Consider the following 17,007-nt stretch of genomic DNA (forward strand, 5'->3'; position numbering starts at 1 on the left):
TAGGCTCTATGGCTAATAAAGTACGGAAAAGTATCCTTCCTCACAAGGAACCAGTGCTTATTGATCTAGCGTTACAGGGTGGCGGTGCTCATGGTGCTTATACCTGGGGAGTGCTCGATCGATTGCTTGAAGAGCCAAAACTACGTATTGAAGGAATTTCAGGAACGTCAGCGGGTTCGATGAATGCAGCGGTCTTAACCAGTGGCTATGTTAAGGATGGGGTCCAGGGTGCTAGAGCCGCATTAGAAGAGTTTTGGTTGCGTGTGTCGCAGGCTGCGACCTTTAGCCTTTTTCAGCGTGGGCCTCTGGATATTTTGTCGGGTAGATGGACTTTAGATAATTCACCGCTATTTATTGCTTTTGATCTTGCTTCAAGGGTTTTCTCGCCCTACGATTTGAATCCTGCGGCATTTAATCCTTTGCGTTCTATTCTTATGCAAAGCATTCACTTTGATGAGCTTGCAAAAGCACCAATCAAACTATTTATTACAGCTACTAATGTGCGTACTGGGCAAGGAAGGGTATTTAGGAATGACCAAATAACCCCCGATGTATTGCTGGCCTCTGCTTGTTTACCGACAATGTTTCAAGCTGTTGAAATTGAGGGAGAAGCTTATTGGGATGGTGGTTATACAGGTAATCCAACGATTACCCCTTTGATCAAGGAATGCCAGTCAAGTGATACCTTGTTGGTACAGATAAACCCTATCGAGAGAACAGGCACTCCCAGAAGTGCACGGGAAATTCTTAATCGTCTCAATGAGGTGGCTTTCAATGCCACTTTAATGAAAGAATTACGGATGATTGCCGTACTTAGACAAGTTGTTAACGCTACAAAAGGAGAGGGAAGGCGTTGGGCAAAAATGCGCATTCATCGTATTGTCACTGATATGATGGTTGATCTTGGCTATTCTTCAAAACTTAATGCGGAATGGCCGTTTCTATGCATGTTGCGTGATGAGGGTAGACGGACAGCAGAAATTTTTTTAATGAAGCATGGCAATGATTTAAATCGACGCTCCAGTTTTGACTTAGATTCGCTGCTTTAAACACGCAATGATTAAAATTTTGCGACACCGTTCTTGAATGTGTAGAATCGGATTGTAAATTGAGATGAGGATGCATTATTCAATTTATTATGTCGGAAAAGTCAGCACCTAATAAAATAAGGGAAGATTTTATGAGCTTGGCAACAGAATCTGTATCTAATAAGCCACGCGGTAACAATCCGCTAGCAGGTCGCTTTAATAATTTACCTGCGAAAAGTAGAGATCGTTTTCCGCGAGTTGCCTATGTTTTGCAGGGAGGTGGGTCACTCGGGGCTTATCAATTTGGTGTTGTTAAAGGATTGCTAGAGGCAGGGTATGAGCCTGATTGGATTGCGGCAACTTCAATAGGCGCAATACAAGCTGCAATTATTGTAGGTAATCCTCCTGAAAAACGCATTGAAAGACTAGAGCAATTTTGGCAAAGCATCGCACCCAATAATATCTTTGATTTTCTTGGGGAATCGGATTCAACCTTAGACATCTATAATAAGATGAGTGCCTCATTTGCTTTACTATTTGGTCAACCTGGGTTTTTCTCTCCCCGCTGGTCTACAGGAACAGTCCCTTTGTGGGGTGATGCAACTTCCCTTAGCTACTATGATACAGCACCACTTAGACAAACACTTCTTGAGCTCATTGATTTCGAATTACTTAATTCTTGTCCTGTTCGCCTAAGTCTTGGTGCTGTACAGATAAGCAGCGGTCATTTGATTTATTTCAACAATATTAATTATCGCATTGAAGTGGAACATGTGATGGCCAGTGCAGCCTTACCGCCAGGTTTTCCTGCAATTGAGATTGACGGTGAGTTTTATTGGGATGGTGGTGTGCATTCGAACATGCCTTTGGAGGTTATTCTCGAAGCTATTCCCGCTGATGATACTTTATGTTTCCTCATTGATTGTTTTGGAGGACCATCATTTATGCCGCAAACAATGAATGAAATCGAAGAGCGCATGAAAGATATCTCCTATAGTACGCATGCACAACGTTCTATTCTTAATTATCTGCAACGTCAAAAAATGCGTAACGCTATGGTGCAGTTGAGTAAAGTATTAACCGCTGAACAAAAAAAGGAATATGCACATCTATTGGATATTGGTAGCCCCCATCATTGTACTTTGGTTCATTTAATCTATAGCGCTAGAATCGTTAAGGCAGCATCAAAAGATTACAATTTTGGCCCGATGATTCTTAAGAAACGAATGGAGGCAGGTTATTTTGATGCTAAAACCATACTCGCTGAAGAGACTCAATGGGGTTATATTCCTGCAGATGGGCAAAGTCGATTGTATGAATCACCGAATAATCATTCGCGATTATTGCGGAAACAATTAAAAGGAACAATAACATAATTGGTGCTTATATATCATCAAGGTTAGTTAAACGACTCCCTACGCTAATTAAAAGAGGCTCGGTATAAATTGTGAAAGAAGATTCTACTGCATCGCGTAAATGGCTAACCGAACGATCGCGACATTTCTTTGGCCACACACTGCCAATGTTTTTTAGGCGATTGAAAAATAGTATCAATTTACCAATCATTGTTATTGGACTAGCTCTTGCAATTGGTATTTTCCATCTATTTTCATACCTGATTCCATTTACGGATAATGCCTTCGTAGTCACCAACGTAACACCGGTGGCTGCTGATGTTTCTGGGTTTATTACTAAAATTCATGTCAAAAATGGTCAGCATGTTAAAAAAGATGATCCGATATTCACAGTCTATCAAACGCCTTATCAATTAGCCTATCAACAAGCAGCTGCAGATTATCAAGAAGGATTAAAAAAAATCATTGTATTTCAGAAACAAATTGACAAAACATCGGCTTTAATTAAATCAACCGATGCCGAATTAGCAAAGGCTAAATATGCACTAGGTCTTAAAGAAGATAAAAGCGTTGCTGAAGCAGTATCTACTCTTGAAATTAAAAATCTTTCTTATGATGTTGCTACCTTAAGTAATAAACGGGCAGCCCTTCAGCAAGAAGTGGAAATATTGCAGGCGAAGATTGCACAACAAAAGCATACGGTGGCAAGCCTTAAAGCGAAAAAAGAAAATGCCAAAATCAACCTTGATTTAACGGTAGTAAGAGCGCCTGGTAATGGCGTAATTGACAACATGTATGTGTCACCTAACACGCCTATTGAAATTCATAAGCCTGTTTTTTCATTTATAGATACGTCAAACTATTACATCCAGGCAAACTTTAATGAAACGGATCTACGCAATGTTCGTATTGGCGATAAGGCTTATATTATTTTGCGCATGTACTATTTTGATAAAATCTTTCATGGGGAAGTAGTTAATTCTCTGTGGCCTGCAGAACGCCAAGTCACGGCGCCGAAAAGTCAAATTCAAGTCGTCTCAAATGAAAATGAATGGCTATTACTACCCCAACGGTTTCCCCTGCAAATTAAAATATTAGATCCAGATCCAAACTATCCATTGAATCCTGGCGCGAGTGCCTATGTTTATATCTCGACTAAAAGATAAGATTGTTGCCTACGATAGGTATGGAGAGCATCGTACCAATGGGCTAAAGGCTTTTTTTGTATTGCAATTAATGATCTTTTTTTATTTTTTTTCTTCAATGCACAACCCTTATTTTTACTTTTTCTATGTCCCATTAACTTGTTTTGCCGCGGAAATTGCTGGCAATACCTTGCAAGAAAAATATTTCTTCTTATTCCTAACCATTCTTGGTAGTGCACTTTCTATATTTTTATTTGGGGTATTCTCTATCTACAAAGTATTTTTTATATTTTTTGTTTTTTTCTATTCGCTCGCACTTTACTTCATCGTACTCCATACCTTAAAAAAAGTGCTCGTGATTGTGCCTATAATGCTTAGCTTAGCGTCTTATTCTTTGATTTATGGCCCAATGGCGGATAGTAATTTTTACATTGCTATTAATCATGCATTACAAACGCTTGCTGCGATGGTCGTTATGTTTGCAGGGTTGGTTATTTTTCCAAAAACCTATTATTTTGCCATCTGGAGACGCGCATTTTACGAAGTGGTTAATAATTTAGAAATACTTTCTGCCAAACTTTGTCGCGGGGAAGTCAAATCCATCGCCATTTTTTCTGGAATTATTACGATGGAACGTTATTCAAAAATGTTACCTAGAAATATTAAATGCTTCAGCATATTAAAAATAACATTGCTAACTTTTGAACTGATATTAACCATGTCCTATTTACTCTCTTTTCAAAAACAGTTACGAATTGAATACGTAAGGGTTTTACACCAATACCTTGCCAGACTTAATGAGGCTTGCAAAAAGCAACAGGCGATTGTTTTGACAAAACAAGAGCGCACTGCCTTTAAAGAAACACATGAGTTACGAATACTTTATCAATTAATTTTAAGCTGGAATTATTTATGCACCGATTGCTAGGGAATCAGCAATTTAATTACCGTGAATTGCGTTGTGTGCAAATTAGTACAGTATTCTTTTTTACATTTTTTATCCAGGAATGGTTGCGTTATCCACGTGCTGGTTGGACTGGATTTGCTGTCATGATGATTTATGCCGGTTTTGATAATGGCACAACAATCTTTCGAGCTTATCACCGTTTCTTAGGGGTGCTTCTTGGATTATTCACTGGGTATTTGTTATGGTTTATAGGTCATGTCGATTATCGAACTTTAATTATTATTATCCCAATAACGGTATTTTTTGCTTATTTTTTGGTGGGGCGAGCTTATAGTGTCCCTACGGTATTTACGGTTAACGCGTCGGTCATTGGTGCCGGTTATTTTAGTGCAAAGAACTCTCCCACCGTATTTTATTACATCTTTGACTACACGCTTTGTACCCTCATTGGATTCGGCATTATTTTAGTATTTGAGTATTTTTGGTTTCGGCGTTACCACATGATGCAACGATTTATCAGAGATACACAGGCTGAAGTTATTAATGATTTATATCGGTTAGTTGATTTGTTGAATCAAGAAGCTATACGGCGAAGAGATTGGTTTAGCAGTTGTATTAAGTTGACTGATAGTTTATTTGAAGTGAACACGCTTATGCGTAATGCGCAGTTTGCTGATAAGTCAGCGCGTGCAGTGGGCGATGAGTTTAACCAGTTTGTCGATCTTGGCAATCGTATTTTTATCGGTTTAAAGGCACTCTACATGGCATATTACACAAAGCGGTACCATAAATTTGACTATAATCAATTGTTTCAGCAGGTACAGGCTGATTTACTACGCTTAAAGACTTTTGTAATTGATGAGCAACAGACTGATGCCTCTTATGGAGTGATTAATGCAACACCTCGTTAAAACCTTGTTATTAACACTTTTGTTAGTTAGCTGTGCAAAAAATGTCTATGTTAAGCCAGATATTGTGGTTAATAACCAGTGGTCTGTTGCTGATAGAAATATCACCAATAAAGATGAAAAAAATACACCTTTTTTGGCATGGTGGCGAGGATTTAGCGATCCAACACTCAATAAACTTATTGAGACAGGATTGGTTTGCAACACAAGTCTGAACATGTCGCGAGGGCACATTGAAGCGGCGGAGGGGGAACTAAAAAAGATTCGCTACCAATGGATACCTACCTTGGATTTCATGGCCGGGTATTCGAGAAATCCAGCGACTGGCTTCCCTGGCATTCTTGCTGTTCTTATTCCAAGTTACACGCTCAATATATTCCATCAAATTAGAGAGCAAAAACAGGCCAAATATACTTTGGCGCAAATGAAAGCAGAAGATGATGCCATTAAACTAACTATTATTTCCCAAATCACGGCCAGCTATTTTACGTATTTAGCAGAAATAGAGCGTAAACAGCTATTGCAGGTTTTGGTACAGGATCTAACGCGTCTTGCTAATATTGCCCGCAAAGTATACAAAGGTGGTTTAAGTTCCGATATTGATCCGCAGGATTTATATAGTCAGGTCAATATGATCCATGGCGAATTGGAGGTGATTGAGCGCAATATTATAGTTAGCCGCAATGCGATTCGTTATTTAATTAATCAAAATCCTGGTGAGATAAAAACCACGACCAAATTTTTAAACCTTCATAACAAGCATCTAATACCCGGTTCATTACCATTGACGGTTCTTAATAATCGACCGGATATGCAAATGGTTGAAAATCGTTTACGCGCCTCTAGCGAAGGGGTGCGATTGGCGGCAAGTAATCTTTTGCCAACGATACAATTAGATCTAATTGATGGTTTAGTCGCTGGCGATAGCAGGTATGCTGTACCTAAAGAAAATGTTTATTTTAATGATCAATTATTAAAAAGCCCACTCATTAAAATGTCGGTGCTGGGTGAAATTGCCAAGGCTCGTGGATTAAACAAAGTTTCGTATTTCAATTACATTGATACCCTGCAAAAAGCATTGCGAGATACCACAAATGCTTTGTCAGAAAATGAACGTCTAACTAATAAATTCAGACAAACTGCTTATGCACAACAGCATGCTGCAAAGGCTTACAACTTAAATGGTCGCTTATATAAGCGAGGTATTCAGAACTATGTCGAGACACTAAAAAGTAAAGTCCTTCTTGATAAAATGAATATCAATTTGAATCAAGACAAATTACAACAGCTAATGACTATCGTGAAGTTATATCAAGAGTTAGCAGGTGGGTACCGTGCTGGAGAGCTAATGAAAAAAGAAAATGCCTAGGGCCTGTTACAATTCTACTATCTTGGTCGAAAAGCTTTGATTTTCTGTGCTTCGTTGCTCACATACTTCATGTATGCTGCGCTACGATGCTCAAAAATCAAGGCTTTTTAGCTTAAGTTAGCAAATTGTAAAACAGACCCTCGAGTCGGTCTACCCTTAGAGATGGTCGAGTGGTAATACGGTTGTGTCACAAATATTACTTAAGATAAAACTGGAATGTACGCTACTTACACCGTTGATGCTGGTTAATTTACCCAATAAAAATGACTGATAAGCCTTCAAGTCCGGTACGATCACTTTTAACAAATAGTCCGCCGATTGTCCTGTAATCAAATAGCACTGAATTACTTCAGGTAGTAGACGCATGGTTTCTTCAAATTCACTCATAATTGCTGGTTGGTGGCTATTTAACCCAACCAGAACGATGACCGTAAGTTCTAAACCAATCTTCTCGGGATTAAGTAGGACAATCTGTTTGTTGATATAGCCATTTTCTTCTAATAGCTTGACGCGTCGCAGGCATGGTGAAGGGGAGAGGGCAACCAAATCGGCTAACTCTTGATTGCTAATCTTGCAATTGGTTTGCAGGATTTCGAGTATTTTTTTATCGGTACGGTCTATCATTGTCTCGCCATGAAATTTAATAATGCATGATGTTTTAAAATATTAGAATATTTAACTAAAAAATACTATTTAATTGGCATTAATATTTAAAATATTCTAATTAATGACAATGTTAGCAATATAATTCCAAAGCAAGTTGGTTAAAATATTTAAAACAATCAGATATTTTTTTAATCACTTGCTTTAGGAAAATAAAATGAGCGTCAACACCAACGAAAAAATTATTATATTAGACACCACCTTAAGGGATGGTGAACAAGCGCCAGGCGCTACGATGATGGTGAGTCAGAAAATTGAAATTGCCGAAGCGCTTGATTCAATGGGTGTGGATATCATTGAAGCGGGTTTCGCCGCAGCTTCTTCAGGTGATTTTGCATGTATTAAGCAAATTTCCAGGGTAGTAAAAAATGCCAGGGTCAGTAGCCTGGCGAGAGCTAAAATTCCAGATATTGAAGCAGCTGGTATGGCGGTTAAATCCGCCGTAAATCCGAGGATACATACGTTTATTTCAACCTCAGATTTGCATTTAAAATATCAATTTAGAATGACTCAGGAGGATGCTTTGGCAGCAGTAGAGTCTTCCGTCAAGAGTGCGCGAAACTTTTGTGACGATGTTGAATGGTCGGCGATGGATGCTACGCGCTCAAATATAGATTTTTTGGCGAAGGCTGTTGAGATGGCTATCAATGCTGGTGCAAATACAATCAATATTCCTGATACGGTTGGTTATACTACACCTGATGAATACAGTGATTTAATCAAAGCCTTAAAAAATAAGGTAGCCAATATTGATAAAGTTATTTTATCTGTGCATTGTCATAACGATCTAGGATTAGCTGTAGCAAATTCGATGGCAGCAATTCGTGCTGGTGCTAGACAAATCGAATGTACGATAAATGGTATTGGTGAACGTGCTGGCAATGCAGCATTAGAGGAAATAGTTATGACTATCAAAACCAGACAGGATAAATTTCCTTTTACCATGAATATAAATCCAACACATATTGCAACAGTTTCACAAATGGTCTCAAAAGCTAGTGGATTTACTGTGCAAAAAAATAAAGCCATCGTCGGTGCGAATGCCTTTGCTCACGAATCAGGTATTCATCAGGATGGTATGCTAAAGTGCCGCGAGACTTATGAAATTATGACGCCTGAATCCGTGGGGTTTTCTCAATCAAAATTAAGCATGGGTAAACACTCTGGACGTGCTGCATTCCGGAATAAATTATCTGCATTGCAAATGGATGTTAGAGAAGATAATTTTGATGAGTTATTTAATAAATTCAAAAAATTAGGCGACTCCCAGAAAGAAGTGACGGATGCAGAAATCATTGCTTTAGCGGAAGGAAAAAAGACGACTATCCAGCAAGAAAAAGGTGCGATTTGGATAGATGGACAATTTGTGCCCTGGAGCGATGCTCATGTTCCTATTTTGACCCATGCATTACATTATGCCAGTGCTGTTTTTGAGGGCGCGCGAGCGTATAATGGTAAGGTATTTAAGCTCCATGAGCACAATGAACGTTTGCATGCTTCAGCAAAGACGCTGGGCTTTACAATTCCCTATAGCATTGCCGAATTAAATTCTGTTACCGAAGAGTTACTCTGCAGAAATCATTTGCAGGATGCTTATATTCGTCCGATTGCCTGGTGTGGGGAGGAAACAATGAGTGTTGCCTCCCATTCATGTACGATTCATGTGGCTATTGCAGCTTGGTCATGGAAATCTTATTTTTCTGATGAGCGCTCTATGCAGACAGGGTTAAAGTTGATGTGGGCTGATTGGATTCGTCCTTCCCCCTCAACAGCGCCTGTGACTGCAAAAGCCGCTGGGTTATATATGATTGGTTCACTGAGCAAGAATAAAGCGGAGCAGGCTGGATTTCATGATGCATTGATGTTGGATTATCGCGGTTTTGTGGCAGAATGTACCGGCGCTAATTTTTTTATGGTTAAAAATGGTGTTATTCATACGCCGATAGCTGATTGCTTTTTAAATGGTATAACGAGGCAGACAGTTATTGCTATTGCAAAAAGTCATCACATTCCCATCATTGAGCGTCATATTTATCCCCATGAAGTGACAGAGGCAGACGAAGTGTTCATCACCGGAAGTGCTGTTGAAATTGCGCCAATTTCTCAAATTGGCGAACACTCGTTCAAAGTCGGGGAAATTACACAGCGCATCACCCAAGCTTATAGCAATTTGGTAAGAGGGCATGACTATGATTAGGTGTAATAGACGAAAGTTTTTGACGAATGCAATGTAAATCCGGAGAGATAATGAAAACCTTATATGACAAAATTTGGGAACAACATCAGGTTTGTAATAAGCCGGATGGCACTGCAATTATTTACATTGATAAACATTTAATCCATGAAGTTACCAGTCCGCAAGCTTTTGAAGGATTGATGCTTTCCGGTAGAAAAATTAGACGCCCTGAGACTATTCTGGCAGTTAGTGATCACAATGTCCCAACATTAAATCGTCATGCCGGCATTGTTGATCCGGAGTCGCGATTACAAGTGAATATGCTGCAAGAAAATTGCCATCGATATGGAATTCGCTATATCGATCTTTTAGATAAGCAGCAAGGAATCGTACATATCATTGGGCCAGAGCAAGGATTTACTTTACCGGGGACAACATTGGTTTGTGGTGATAGTCATACGTCTACCCATGGTGCTTTTGGTGCACTTGCTTTTGGTATCGGTACAAGCGAAGTAGAGCATGTCTTTGCTACGCAAACCTTGATCTTAAAAAAATCGAAAAATATGCGTGTATGTATCAATGGGAGTTTGCCTTTTGGGGTTACAGCAAAGGACATCATCCTCGCAATTATTGCAAAGATTGGTACTGCAGGAGGCACAGGACATGTTATCGAATTCACGGGTTCATTAATATACTCACTATCCATGGAAGCAAGAATGACGCTTTGTAATATGGCAATTGAGGCTGGAGCCCGTGCGGGACTTATAGCGCCGGATGAGGTTACTTTTACCTATTTACGTGGCCGTCTCTATGCGCCTAAGGATGAAATGTGGGATAAAGCGGTTGATTACTGGCGTACTTTACAAAGCGATGCCGGTGCGAAATATGATAAAGAAATAATCTTGGAAGCCGACAAAATAGTGCCCTTTGTGACTTGGGGAACTAGTCCTGAAACTGCATTACCTATTGATGCGATGGTGCCTGATCCCATCAACGAAGTCGACCCAGTTAAACAAGATTCTATGCGACGTGCTCTGGACTATATGGGCTTAGAGCCGGGTATGCCTTTACAAGCAATAAAAATTGACAAGGTTTTTATTGGATCTTGTACGAATGCCCGCATTGAGGATTTACGAGATGCAGCCCGGGTTATTAAAGGAAGAAAAGTTTCGCCCGGTGTTTATGCTATGGTTGTCCCTGGTTCGGGGTTAGTGAAAGAACAAGCTGAGCATGAAGGGTTAGACAGCATTTTTATTGCTAGTGGCTTTGACTGGCGTGAACCAGGTTGCTCCATGTGTCTTGCCATGAATGCCGACCGATTAAAACCTGGTGAGCGGTGTGCATCAACTTCAAATCGAAATTTTGAAGGGCGACAAGGCCGGGGTGGTCGCACCCATTTGATGAGCCCAGCAATGGCTGCAGCAGCAGCAATTACCGGAAAATTAACGGATGTCCGCACCTTAATTACGGCGGGGGATTGATTATGCGAGCATTTAAAACAATAACGGGTGTTATGGCTGCATTGCCCATTGCAAATATCGACACGGATATGATTATTCCCAAACAATATCTGAAAACAATAAAAAGAACAGGATTAGGGAACTATCTATTTGCTGAATTGCGTTATGACGAAGACAATAAACCAAATCCTAATTTTATTTTAAATCAGCCTGATTTCCAAAAAGCAAAGATTTTATTGACAGAAGAAAATTTTGGTTGTGGTTCAAGCCGTGAACATGCTGTGTGGTCTTTAATTGATTTTGGAATTAGGGTCATTATTGCGCCAAGTTTTGCCGATATATTTTATAGCAATTGTTTTAAGAATGGTTTGTTACCGATTGTTATACCAAAATCCATGATTCAACAGCTGGCCACACTAAATGCTCCAGTGACAGTGGATTTGGAATCACAAACAATTAGGGCAGATACGCTAGAAATTCATTTTTCTATTGATGCTTACAGACGTGATAGCTTACTCAAAGGACTGGATGAAATTGGTGAAACCTTAATTTATGAAAAGGAAATAGCTGCTTTCGAAAAGAAACAAAAAATCGCACAACCTTGGCTTTTTCTGGAGTAGCTAATTATGCATAAAACAATTCTTGTTCTTCCTGGTGACGGTATCGGACCTGAGGTGATTGCTGAAGCGGTTAAGGTGATACAGTGGTTTAACCAACATTCATCCCATCGTTTTGATTTGATGCATGGGTTAATTGGTGGTGCCTCGATTGACCATAGCGGATTACCTTTGGATAATGAAACGCTTATGATTGCCAAACAAGTCGATAGCATTTTATTAGGTGCAGTCGGTGGGTCACAATGGGATCACATTGGAAATGAGTATAAACCTGAGAAGGGACTACTTAAAATTCGCAAAGAATTAAATCTCTTTGCCAATTTAAGGCCGGCTACTTTTTTTCAAGCGTTATCAGCATCTTCGCCATTGAAGACAGAGCATATTACAGGTCTTGATTTCATCATTGTTCGTGAGTTGACAGGAGATGTTTATTTTGGCGAACCTCGGGGAATGGCTATTGTAGAGGGGCAAGATATTGCCTTTAATACCATGTGCTATACAAAATCTGAAATTGAGCGGATAGCTAGGGTCGCATTTACACTCGCCAAACAACGAAATAATCAGGTTTGTTCCGTTGATAAAGCGAACGTCTTGGAAACTTCTATGCTGTGGCGCACTACTGTTCAAACAATACGCGATAAGGAGTATCCTGAAGTAAGCCTCTCTCATATGTATGTGGATAATGCGGCCATGCAGTTAATCCGTAACCCCAAACAATTTGATGTGATGCTAACAGCAAATTTATTTGGTGATATTTTGTCGGATGAGGCTGCTATGCTAACCGGATCACTGGGTATGCTGCCATCGGCATCTTTTGGGGAACATCATTCGCTGTACGAACCTATTCACGGTAGTGCACCGGATATTGCAGGAACAAACCGTGCCAACCCACTGGCGATGATATTAAGTGTCGCGATGATGTTTCAGTACTCTTTTAAACTGGAAAAAGAAGCACAGATGATTCAAAGGGCTATCACCGAGGTTTTGGATAGTGGATTACGAACCAAAGACATTTTGACTCCTGGAGATATTTTATTATCAACCACAGAGATGGGAAATAAGATCATTGAACAACTTAATAAAATTAAAGCAAAAAGCATAGAAAAACAATTCTGTTACATGATGTAATCAATGCGCCTCTTAGCAAAATAGAGTAGATTAAAGGCATTTATAAGGAGATAGTATGGTTAAAAAAATAGGGGTACTTGTCGGCAGTCTGCGTAAAGAGTCATGGAATCGGAAACTGGCCTTGGCATTGATAAAGCTCGCCCCATCTTCGCTTGATTTGAAAATGATAGAGATAGGACAGTTACCGCTTTATAACCAAGACCCTGATGACGAAAATAGACCACTTAAAGAGTGGGTTAATTTTCGTGAAAGCATGAAATCCCTTGATGGTTTTTTATTTGTTACGCCAGAGTACAATCGTTCTATCCCCGCACCACTTAAAAATGCGATCGATGTGGGCTCAAGACCTTATGGAAAAAGTATCTGGGGTGGCAAACCAGGTGCAGTCATTAGTGCATCTCCTGGTGCAATTGGGGGCTTTGGTGCAAACCAACATTTGCGTCAAACCTTCGTATTTTTAAATGTGTTCTGCATGCAACAACCTGAAGCCTATATTGCGAGTGTCAACAAACTTTTTGATGATGAAAATAATATCCCTAATGATAGCACACGTGAATTTTTACAAGGCTACATGGAAAGTTTTGCAAAATGGGTGAATCAATTTTGATGCCAGGATTGGCTGTGATTAGCTTGTTTTTCAGCATTGGTGTTTTCATCAGGCGTTGAAGAGATAGGGAGTTTGCTATCTTCATTTGCTTGATAAAAAACATCAACCTTTTCTGCTTTGCGTGTATTTTCTCGCAGCTGTTGTTCGTTTAGTTGTGCCTGCCAAAATGCCATGGCTTGTTGCTTAAAGTAATTAAGATGTCGGAATAACTTACCCAAATGTTCGGCTAACATTGGTAATTTATTCGGGCCAAAAACCACAATAGCAACAAGCAATGTTAATAAAAGTTCGCCGCCACTCATGATTTTTTATCATCATCTTCGTTCATTGCGCGACGAAAATTCTTAATGGCAGTGCCTAGATCGGAGCCAATATTTTTTAATTTATTCGTACCAAATAAAGCAATAATTATTAAAAATATCAATAATAAAGATAACGGACTGATTCCACTTAATCCCATGTTAACTCCTGTTGATACGGTTAAGAAAAGTTATAACGCCTGCAACTATAGCAGCGGATAAAGCCATGGCTGCTAATTTATCCTGATTTAAAATATCGAACATACTTACGGTTACCATTGTTGCAAAAACACCGATACCCAAGCCTTTGTACCAACTTGATTTGGCTGGATTGTCTATTTGTTCACAATCGCGTGTTAGCGCACGAATTTTTTGTTCTTTGGTGAGTTGCAATACTTCATTTAAAAGACGAGGCATATGGGGTAGTTGTTCAGAAAGGAAAGGCAAATTTTCGCGCAATTGCTTGAGAAATGCACGGGGGCCCATTTGTTCTTTAAGCCATTTCTCTAAAAAGGGTTTAGCGGTTGCCCACAAATCAAGTTCTGGGTAAAGTTGACGCCCAAGACCCTCAATGGCAAGAAGCGTTTTTTGTAATAAAACCAATTGTGGCTGTACCTCCATTTGAAAGCGTCTTGCCACCTGGAAAAGTCGTAATACAACTTGAGCAAAAGAAATATCTTTTAGTGGTTTTTCAAAGATAGGCTCGCAAACGGTACGAATAGCACTTTCAAATTCTTCTACGCGTGTGTCTCTTGCTACCCATCCTGACTCAACGTGGAGAGCAGCAACACGTCGATAATCACGATTAAAAAAAGCATATAAGTTTTCGGCTAAATAACGTTTGTCACTATCGCTTAGGGTGCCAATGATACCAAAATCAATGCAAATATATTGAGGATCATGGGGGTGCAAAAGAGAGACAAAAATATTACCAGGGTGCATATCCGCATGGAAGAAACAATCTCTAAAAACTTGTGTAAAAAAGATTTCAACACCGCGCTCAGCAAGTTTTTTAATGTCAACCCCATGTTCTTTTAATCTTGCAATATCCGAGACGGGGATCCCATGGATTCGCTCCATAACCATGATGTTTTCGCGGGTGTAATCCCAAAACACCTCTGGAATATAAAGTAATGGGGATTCCTGAAAGTTTCTGCGCAATTGTGCAGCATTGGCAGCTTCTCGCTGTAAATCAAGTTCATCAAGCAGGTTATGCTCGAATTCTTGGACAATTTCTTTCGGCCTAAGTCGTTTGCTTTCAGACCAATAGCGATCAGCAAGATTCGCTATGGTATACATAATACTAATGTCTTTTTCGATAATCTTGCGCATATTGGGGCGCAAGATTTTAACTACAACGTCTTCACCTGTTTTTAAGGTTGCAGCATGAACTTGGGCCATGGAAGCCGAAGCAAGTGGTATAGGATCGAATTCAGCAAAAACTTCGAAAGCAGATCGGCCAAATGCGAGCTCAAAAATGGTTAGAGCTTTTTCACTGGCAAAGGGGGGCACATCATCTTGAAGTTTGCATAACTCAAGCGCTATATCTGGAGGTAAGATATCAGGACGAGTGGAGAGTGCTTGGCCGAATTTAATAAAAATGGGGCCTAATTCTTCCAGTGTTTTTCGCAGAGCTTCTCCCCGAGTTAATTTTTCTTTACGAAACCAATTCCAGGGATTTAAGTAAACTATGAAGCGAAAAGGAGAAAAAAGTCTTATTGAAACAACGACTTGATCAAGACCATTCTTGGCCAAAATAGTATTGATATGAAGGAGTCGGATTAGTTGTTTAATCGATTTCATGCTGGCTCGAGAGTTGGTTAACGTGAGCTTGCAAACGTTCAACATCAAGCACTAGTTTATCAAGGTCGTGAAAAAAATCCTCTATTTCTTCCCGGGGCGGGAAGATGCGCATTTCTTCTTGGAGATAATCACTTAGATTATGACGCATGGATTCACTCAAGTGCTTTTTAAAAGCAAGTCCCTGGCGGAATAAAGAACCGAATTGATGAGCAACTACATCGCCAGTGAAATGAGCGAGATGACCTTCCCAATCAATATCCAGCTCATCAAATAATTTTTTAACTTCTTGTCCTAATTCAACATCGCCTGAAAGTCTAATTTTATCATTGAATAAAGAACGAGCTTTAGACGCAGGCAGAAAGCTTAATCGAATTAAACCAAGGGGGCTGCTATGAATGATAGTGTCTGGTTGTCCATCATAATCAGCAAGTAGTTTTAATTGTTCTTGTTCAAAGAGAATAAAAAAATTCACCCCAAGAGGTGCAATAATGACTTCAAGTGCTTTACCATGCAAGGCAGTAATTTTAGCAGGCATAGACTCATCCAGGGCTAGCGCATGATTAATAGCTTTTTGCAGTGCTTTTAATGAATATTTTTTGATCATAATACCTCAATATTTGTAAGCAATGTGCAAGGCAACAATACCACCACTTAAATTATAATAATGACAATCTTCAAATCCTGCTTTCTCAATCATAGTTTTTAATCCCTCTTGATTGGGATGCATACGAATAGATTCAGCCAAATATTGATAACTCTCCCCATCTTGGGCAAAAAACTCACCGAGCTTAGGCAACACCTTGAAAGAATACAAATCATAAATGGGTTTTAATCCGGGCAGCGTGGGCGTTGAGAATTCCAGCACCATAAGTTTTCCGCCAGGCTTACAGACACGATACATAGAACGCAATGCTTCATCTTTATCAGTGACATTACGTAAGCCAAAACCAATTGTAATGCAATGAAAGCTATTATTGGCAAATGGTAGACTTTGCGCGTTGGCTTGTACGAAATCGATATTGGTGAAGAGTCCTTCATCAAGAAGACGATCACGTCCTACTGCAAGCATGGCCTCATTAATATCAGCCAGAATGACTTTACCTGACTCACCTACTTTCCTACTAAGTAGCCGTGTAAGGTCACCACTCCCACCGGCTAAGTCAAGCACAGAATGCCCTGGACGAACTTGACTTATCTCTATTGTGAAGCGCTTCCATAGATGATGTACACCTATAGACATGATGTTATTCATTAGATCGTAATTTTTAGCAACCGATTTGAAAACGGCGCCAACTTTTTTCTCTTTTTCATCCCAGGCAACTGATTCAAAGCCAAAATGGGTCACTTTTTCATTATCGGTCATTGGTACAAGTCTAAGTACATAGGTGACTTATCTTAACCTATCTAGAGCCGATACCCAACGAAAATGACGGCTAGAGCTAGAAAAGTAATTGAGGCCCCACCCTGGTTGCTGCTATCTTGTTGTAGATGTATGCCTATAATCTTATTATTCCCATATATCAATCGTCCGGCTAATTAGAA

The 17,007-nt window shown here is 39.7% G+C and carries 17 protein-coding genes; 11 read left to right on the forward strand and 6 right to left on the reverse strand.

From position 1 onward, the window contains the following. The first annotated feature begins 8 nt into the window (after positions 1-8). The 6 genes from Lbru_RS00635 (at position 9) to Lbru_RS00660 (ending at position 6,712) form a co-directional block, all read left to right on the forward strand. Complete coding sequence (locus Lbru_RS00635) at positions 9-1,049, forward strand: patatin-like phospholipase family protein (RefSeq protein WP_058440250.1); 1,041 nt, start codon at positions 9-11, stop codon at positions 1,047-1,049. Positions 1,050-1,180: 131 nt separating this feature from the next. Next, positions 1,181-2,404: a patatin-like phospholipase family protein gene (locus Lbru_RS00640; protein ID WP_058440251.1), complete on the forward strand. Its 1,224-nt coding sequence runs from the start codon at positions 1,181-1,183 to the stop codon at positions 2,402-2,404. Between the two features lie 71 nt (positions 2,405-2,475). Further along, positions 2,476-3,549: an HlyD family secretion protein gene (locus tag Lbru_RS00645; protein WP_238583794.1), complete on the forward strand. Its 1,074-nt coding sequence runs from the start codon at positions 2,476-2,478 to the stop codon at positions 3,547-3,549. Further along, complete coding sequence (locus Lbru_RS00650; protein ID WP_058440252.1) at positions 3,524-4,456, forward strand: hypothetical protein; 933 nt, start codon at positions 3,524-3,526, stop codon at positions 4,454-4,456. The genes Lbru_RS00645 and Lbru_RS00650 overlap by 26 nt, the downstream gene beginning before the upstream one ends. After that, positions 4,441-5,346 carry an FUSC family protein gene (locus Lbru_RS00655; RefSeq protein WP_058440253.1) on the forward strand — a complete coding sequence of 302 codons (906 nt, stop codon included), beginning with the start codon at positions 4,441-4,443 and terminating at the stop codon, positions 5,344-5,346. Before Lbru_RS00650 ends, Lbru_RS00655 begins: the two co-directional genes overlap by 16 nt. After that, positions 5,330-6,712 carry a TolC family protein gene (locus Lbru_RS00660; protein WP_058440254.1) on the forward strand — a complete coding sequence of 461 codons (1,383 nt, stop codon included), beginning with the start codon at positions 5,330-5,332 and terminating at the stop codon, positions 6,710-6,712. The genes Lbru_RS00655 and Lbru_RS00660 overlap by 17 nt, the downstream gene beginning before the upstream one ends. A gap of 156 nt (positions 6,713-6,868) precedes the next feature. On the opposite strand, the gene Lbru_RS00665 is transcribed toward Lbru_RS00660, so the two are convergent. Next, positions 6,869-7,336 (reverse strand): Lrp/AsnC family transcriptional regulator, encoded by a 468-nt coding sequence (locus tag Lbru_RS00665; protein ID WP_131793427.1) that lies wholly within the window; start codon positions 7,334-7,336, stop codon positions 6,869-6,871. A gap of 196 nt (positions 7,337-7,532) precedes the next feature. Here Lbru_RS00665 and Lbru_RS16680 point away from each other — a divergent pair, with 196 nt between their 5' ends. The 5 genes from Lbru_RS16680 to Lbru_RS00690 are packed head-to-tail and all read left to right on the forward strand — an operon-like array spanning position 7,533 to position 13,363. Next, positions 7,533-9,572 carry a 2-isopropylmalate synthase gene (locus tag Lbru_RS16680; RefSeq protein WP_083500780.1) on the forward strand — a complete coding sequence of 680 codons (2,040 nt, stop codon included), beginning with the start codon at positions 7,533-7,535 and terminating at the stop codon, positions 9,570-9,572. Between the two features lie 50 nt (positions 9,573-9,622). Beyond that, the gene (gene leuC / locus Lbru_RS00675) at positions 9,623-11,032 is read left to right on the forward strand and encodes a 3-isopropylmalate dehydratase large subunit (protein ID WP_058440255.1); all 1,410 of its coding nucleotides are present in this window, start codon (positions 9,623-9,625) and stop codon (positions 11,030-11,032) included. Positions 11,033-11,034: 2 nt separating this feature from the next. Then, complete coding sequence (gene leuD, locus Lbru_RS00680; RefSeq protein WP_058440256.1) at positions 11,035-11,631, forward strand: 3-isopropylmalate dehydratase small subunit; 597 nt, start codon at positions 11,035-11,037, stop codon at positions 11,629-11,631. A gap of 6 nt (positions 11,632-11,637) precedes the next feature. Further along, positions 11,638-12,756, forward strand: coding sequence for a 3-isopropylmalate dehydrogenase (leuB, locus tag Lbru_RS00685; RefSeq protein WP_058440257.1), 1,119 nt, complete (start codon positions 11,638-11,640; stop codon positions 12,754-12,756). A gap of 55 nt (positions 12,757-12,811) precedes the next feature. Then, positions 12,812-13,363, forward strand: a complete 552-nt coding sequence (locus Lbru_RS00690; RefSeq protein ID WP_058440258.1) for an NADPH-dependent FMN reductase — start codon at positions 12,812-12,814, stop codon at positions 13,361-13,363. On the opposite strand, the gene Lbru_RS00695 is transcribed toward Lbru_RS00690, so the two are convergent. Genes Lbru_RS00695 through ubiE form a run of 5 tightly spaced genes read right to left on the reverse strand, consistent with a single transcriptional unit; the run spans position 13,354 to position 16,828 of the window. Beyond that, positions 13,354-13,665, reverse strand: coding sequence for a Sec-independent protein translocase subunit TatA/TatB (locus Lbru_RS00695; RefSeq protein WP_065235400.1), 312 nt, complete (start codon positions 13,663-13,665; stop codon positions 13,354-13,356). The two genes, Lbru_RS00690 and Lbru_RS00695, sit on opposite strands and share 10 nt — an antisense overlap. After that, the gene (gene tatA, locus Lbru_RS00700; protein ID WP_058440259.1) at positions 13,662-13,823 is read right to left on the reverse strand and encodes a twin-arginine translocase TatA/TatE family subunit; all 162 of its coding nucleotides are present in this window, start codon (positions 13,821-13,823) and stop codon (positions 13,662-13,664) included. Before tatA ends, Lbru_RS00695 begins: the two co-directional genes overlap by 4 nt. 1 nt (position 13,824) lies before the next feature. After that, positions 13,825-15,465, reverse strand: coding sequence for a ubiquinone biosynthesis regulatory protein kinase UbiB (gene ubiB, locus Lbru_RS00705; protein ID WP_058440260.1), 1,641 nt, complete (start codon positions 15,463-15,465; stop codon positions 13,825-13,827). After that, positions 15,452-16,069, reverse strand: coding sequence for a ubiquinone biosynthesis accessory factor UbiJ (locus tag Lbru_RS00710; RefSeq protein ID WP_058440261.1), 618 nt, complete (start codon positions 16,067-16,069; stop codon positions 15,452-15,454). Before Lbru_RS00710 ends, ubiB begins: the two co-directional genes overlap by 14 nt. A 6-nt stretch (positions 16,070-16,075) precedes the next feature. Next, positions 16,076-16,828: a bifunctional demethylmenaquinone methyltransferase/2-methoxy-6-polyprenyl-1,4-benzoquinol methylase UbiE gene (gene ubiE / locus Lbru_RS00715; RefSeq protein ID WP_058440262.1), complete on the reverse strand. Its 753-nt coding sequence runs from the start codon at positions 16,826-16,828 to the stop codon at positions 16,076-16,078. Positions 16,829-17,007: the final 179 nt, after the last annotated feature.

The sequence above is a fragment of the Legionella brunensis genome (assembly GCF_001467025.1).
In the GTDB taxonomy this organism is placed as follows: Bacteria; Pseudomonadota; Gammaproteobacteria; order Legionellales; family Legionellaceae; genus Tatlockia; species Tatlockia brunensis.